We start from the raw sequence: 5,055 nt of genomic DNA on the forward strand, positions 1-5,055 counted from the left end.
CTCTTATAGAGGCTTTAAAACTTGGAAAAACAAACAAAAATATAAAACAAACGTATTTTAACAATAAAGGACAAGAGATTACGACGATTAACGATACTTTTCCTATAATAGAAAATGGAAAAATTAAAGGCGCTATTGAAATTTCAAAAGAGATTAGTCATTTAAAGCAAACAATGAAAACGAACCTTTCTCGAAAACAAAATACTAAGTTTACCTTTGATCACATAATTGGTGATTCTAGAGCTATTCAATCGGTCATTACAGAAGCAAAGAGAGTGATACGTACGCCATCCTCCATACTTATCATCGGGGAAACAGGGACCGGTAAAGAGCTATTTGCGCAAAGCATCCATAATGAAAGCCAGCGTTCAACAAAACCATTTATTTCGCAAAACTGTGCCGCTATACCAGAAACCTTAATGGAAAGTTTACTATTTGGTACAAATCGAGGTGCTTTTACAGGAGCAATAGATAAACCTGGTTTATTTGAAGAGGCAAATGGGGGAACTTTGTTATTAGATGAAATCAACTCATTAAGCCCAGCACTTCAAGCTAAATTATTGCGTGCTATACAAGAGAAAACAATACGAAGAATTGGGGGGGCACAAGAAAAAGAAATTGATGTTCGTATTATAGCAACTATTAATGAAGATCCTCTTGAAGCCATAGCACACAATCGATTAAGACAAGACTTATATTACCGATTAAGCGTTGTTACTTTATGTCTTCCACCTTTACGGGAACGAAAAGAAGATATTGCATATCTTGTTCAACACTTTATTGAAAAATACAATATCCAATTTGATCTTAGCGTAAAAGATGTAGATTTAAACGTAAATAACTTCTTCTATAAATACGATTGGCCTGGTAATGTGAGAGAACTAGAACATATAATTGAAGGMTCCATGAACTTAATAGAAGATRAAGATATCATTACAGCGTTCCATATGCCAACGCACTTTCGCGAACTAGCAAAAAAGGAACTSAATATGCAGACTCCRCTAACTAGTCACAATACTGATACGCCACAAACTTTAAAACGTATAATCGAAGAAATGGAAAAGAAATATATCCATCAAATTCTTAAAGAAAATAAAGGTAATATCTCACAAGCCGCAAAATTTTTAGGATTGAGTAGACAAAACTTACAATATCGAATTAAAAAATTGCACTTACACATATGAAATGAATCTTTCTCCAAGTGTAAAGAAACTGGTAAAATATGTTGTAATAAACGTATAATATGCTAGAAAGGGGCAATGTATATGAGTAATGATAAGAAGTTGAAGTTATTACACTACTTAGGTCTTTTCCCTACCATTCTATGTATAATGCTATTCATTGATATGAGCAGCTTTCCTCATGCAAAGCTCTTAGGCACAATTAGCGGCTCCTTTGCAGCTATTATGCTTGCTGCTTTTTGGAATTTGAAGCTACGTATGAAGAAAGAGAAATCTTCTTAATTTCAGAGTGCAAAAAAATCGAGCCTTATCAGCTCGATTTTTTTACTTATTATTAAAATTCAACATTCTCCAAATACAATCCACTCGCCTCAGCAAGACAATTAATTTGATTACGTTGTTTTTCCTCTAAAATGTTTGGAATTGCGTCCACCTCTAATTGCCCTAATCCAACTTCAATTAATGCTCCAACAATTTTCCGCACCATGTTATGAAGGAATCCGTTACCACTTACTCTAATTTGTACAAATCCTGATTCTTCGGAAACATCAAGTGTATACACTTCTCGAACCATAGATTTTTTCTTAGACTTTGCATTTGAAAAGGCAGTGAAGTCATGTGAACCAACTAAATGTTTCGCAGCTTCTTTCATGCTTTTCACATTTAATTGTTTATTCACGTGCATGCTGTATTTACGCATAAATGGGTTCGTATGCTCTTCATTCCAAATTTTATAAAGATATGTTTTTGCTTTAGAATTGTAACGAGCATGGAAACGATCTGGTACTTCTTCTACACTCGTAATACTAATATCATTTGGTAAATATTGATTTAAATACTTTTTCACTTTATGTTCTACTAACTTCTCATCACTTTGAAAGTTAGCTACTTGATTCAAAGCGTGTACACCAGCATCCGTTCTACTACAGCCGATAATTTCAATTTCTTTTCCGACCATTTCAGATATTATACTTTCGATTTTCCCCTGAATCGTATTGTCATTATTACCAAGACGTTGCCACCCTTTATAACGCGCACCATCATATTGAATCGTCAATTTATAATTGTTCATTATATTCTCCTTACTTCCATTCGCTAAATAAAATATACCCTCACATAGCTCTTGCTTTGTGAGGGACATATCCTTATTGAATGTTACTTTCTAACAAGTTTCACTACATTTTCTACATGAGCTGTATGCGGGAACATATCAACTGGTTGTACATACTCCACTTCATAGCTCTCCATTAATGTTTCCACATCACGTGCTAATGAGGAAGGGTTACAAGACACGTAAACAACTTGTTTCGGTTTCACTTTTAAAATCGTTTCAAGTAATTTATCATCACAACCTGTACGCGGTGGGTCGACAACAATGACATCTGGACGCCAGCCTTCTTTTACCCACTTTGGTAACCATTGTTCCGCTTTACCAGCTTCATACTTTGCATTTGTGAATCCGTGGCGTTTTGCATTTTTCTTTGCATCTTCAATCGCTTCTGGAATTACATCCATACCACGTACTTCCGCTGCATCATTCGCAAGCCAAAGTCCAATCGTACCGACACCACAATACGCATCCACAATCTTCTCGTTTCCTGTTAAAGCAGCTGCTTTTTTCGCTTCATCGTATAAAACAACTGTTTGTTCTGGATTTAATTGGAAGAATGCGCGTGCTGATAATTCAAATGATAAATCACCTAGTGTTTCTTGAATTACTTCTTTTCCAGCTAATTTAAATGTTTTATCACCGAAAATAACAGATGTTTTACGCCAGTTTACGTTTTGCATAATTGATTTAACACTTGGCATTTGTTTTTGCACTTCTGCGATAAATTGATCTTTATTTGGTAATTCTTCTTTTGTTGTAATAAGTGTGACTTGCACTTCCCCTGTTTGAACTGCAGTACGTGTCACAATTGTGCGTACTAAACCTTTTTGTTTTTTCTCATTGTAAATAGAAACATTTAATTTTTCTAATATACGTCTTACAACTTTTGTCGCTTCATTCGTTGCTTTATGTTGAATCATGCAATGAGAAATATCAATTAACTGATGTGAGTTTTGCTTATATAACCCTGTAATAACCTTTTCGTCTTTACGTCCCACTTGCAATTGACTTTTATTACGATAATGCCATGGATTTTCCATACCAAGCGTCGGACGAATTTTCTCTTCCAGACTGTTATTCATGTACTTCTCAAATGCTTGTACAACGATATCACGCTTTTGATTTAATTGTTCTTTATAATCYAAATGCTGCAATTGACAGCCACCACACTCCTCATATACTGAACATGGTGCTTTCACACGATGTGGTGAKGATTTACGAACTTTTTTCACTTTCGCTTCAGCGAAGCCACGCTGAATTTTCGTTGCTTCAGCAACAACTTCTTCTCCTGGTAATGCCCCTGGAATGAAAACAACTTGTCTCTTAAAATAACCAACGCCTTCTCCGTTAATCCCAAGACGTTTAATTGTCACAGGAAACGTTTGACCAACTTCCAACTTACTCTCTTGTTGCTTTTGTATCATTATTACACCTCTACTCTATACTTTTCCATAAATATAACGCTGCATAACTGCAATATGGTTCACACTCTTGTTTCACTTTTTCTAAAAATGCATCATCAGGCTTATTATCTAATTGAAATACACCTTGCACTGCGCGCTGAATTCCAATGTCTGCTTTTGGAAACATATTTTTCCGACCAAGCCCAAACATTAAAAAGTTTTGCACTGTCCATGCTCCAATACCCCTTATTGGTAACAATTGTGCCGATACTTCTTCTTCTGTTTCGTTTTGTATCCTTGCTAAATCTAATTTACCGCCTACAATATGTTTTGCTAATCCTACTATATATTCGGCTTTTCGCTGACTAAACTTCTGCTCTCTCAATTCTTCTATTGAAATGTTTGCTACTCTTTCTGGTGTTGGGAAAAAGAAAACGCCGTTCTTCTCTGTCCCATATCGTTTTACAAATTGATCTGTTAGCACAGTAGCAAATTTCAAATTTATTTGTTGATGAATAATACAGCGAAGAAGACAAGCGAAATAATCAAATTCTAAAATAATTGGAGTATAAGCATATGTTTCAAATAGTGGACGTAATGATGTGTTTAAAAAATGATTTTGTATATTTTGAAACGGTTCATTCCAGTGAAAAATGGATCTCATTCGTTTCATTACTTTCTCTTGATCTCCTGCCTGACTAGAGATCCAAAACTGTGGATTTTGAACAGTACCAATCCCTTGCAAACGAACAACAATCTGTTCTTCGTCTATAAAAAGCGGGACATAAATTACTTTCTCGTCTAATTGAATAACGTTTAACGGGTCGAAAGATAAACGCTTTAGTACTTCCTCAAAATGGTACGGATATTCTAACGTAACATGTTCGCTCCACATACGTTTCCCCATCCTTTTTACACATCATTATAGCATGAGAAAACCGCAAGCATACATGCTTACGGTTGATTGCTTTTTACTAAATCATCTAGGCTTTTAAAATGATACCCTTTCTTGCGCAAATCATCAATGATTTTCGCAAGTGCTTCTGCATTATCTTTTGATATTGCATGAAGTAACAAAACAGATCCTGGATGAATCATAGTCATTACATTATTATGAGCGTATTGCCATCCTCTTTGCTGATCTACTTTCCAATCAAGAAATGCAAGCGACCAAAACACGTTATAATATCCCATGTCTTTCGTAAGCGCTAGCGTTCTTTCACTAAACACGCCTCGCGGAGGGCGTACATATTTCACTTCTTTTTGCCCAGTAACTTTTTTAATCTCTTCCGTTACGCTCGTTAATTCTTCACGAAGTTTTGCATCATTTACTGTTGTAAAATCTGGATGACTCCAAGAA

At 35.4% G+C, this 5,055-nt stretch carries 6 protein-coding genes; 2 read left to right on the forward strand and 4 right to left on the reverse strand.

Annotated features, from left to right (window positions below; all coding sequences use genetic code 11):
• Together AC1DJR_RS16940 and AC1DJR_RS16945 are read left to right on the forward strand one after the other, a co-directional pair.
• On the forward strand, nucleotides 1-1,184 hold a 1,184-nt coding region (locus AC1DJR_RS16940; protein WP_477003082.1), incomplete at its 5' end, for a sigma-54 interaction domain-containing protein.
• An 81-nt stretch (nucleotides 1,185-1,265) separates the two neighbouring features.
• Nucleotides 1,266-1,463, forward strand: a complete 198-nt coding sequence (locus tag AC1DJR_RS16945; RefSeq protein ID WP_002140273.1) for a hypothetical protein — start codon at nucleotides 1,266-1,268, stop codon at nucleotides 1,461-1,463.
• Nucleotides 1,464-1,515: 52 nt separating this feature from the next.
• On the opposite strand, the gene truA is transcribed toward AC1DJR_RS16945, so the two are convergent.
• The 4 genes from truA to AC1DJR_RS16965 form a co-directional block, all read right to left on the reverse strand.
• Nucleotides 1,516-2,253, reverse strand: a complete 738-nt coding sequence (gene truA / locus AC1DJR_RS16950; protein ID WP_059037366.1) for a tRNA pseudouridine(38-40) synthase TruA — start codon at nucleotides 2,251-2,253, stop codon at nucleotides 1,516-1,518.
• Nucleotides 2,254-2,336: 83 nt separating this feature from the next.
• Nucleotides 2,337-3,716: a 23S rRNA (uracil(1939)-C(5))-methyltransferase RlmD gene (rlmD, locus tag AC1DJR_RS16955; protein ID WP_002029595.1), complete on the reverse strand. Its 1,380-nt coding sequence runs from the start codon at nucleotides 3,714-3,716 to the stop codon at nucleotides 2,337-2,339.
• Between the two features lie 10 nt (nucleotides 3,717-3,726).
• Nucleotides 3,727-4,590 (reverse strand): DNA-3-methyladenine glycosylase family protein, encoded by an 864-nt coding sequence (locus AC1DJR_RS16960; protein ID WP_002125025.1) that lies wholly within the window; start codon nucleotides 4,588-4,590, stop codon nucleotides 3,727-3,729.
• Between the two features lie 59 nt (nucleotides 4,591-4,649).
• Nucleotides 4,650-5,055 (reverse strand): polysaccharide deacetylase family protein (locus AC1DJR_RS16965; RefSeq protein WP_477003083.1); only part of this gene is annotated, 406 nt, incomplete at its 5' end.

The sequence above is a fragment of the Bacillus sp. 05T31 genome, from assembly GCF_056396725.1.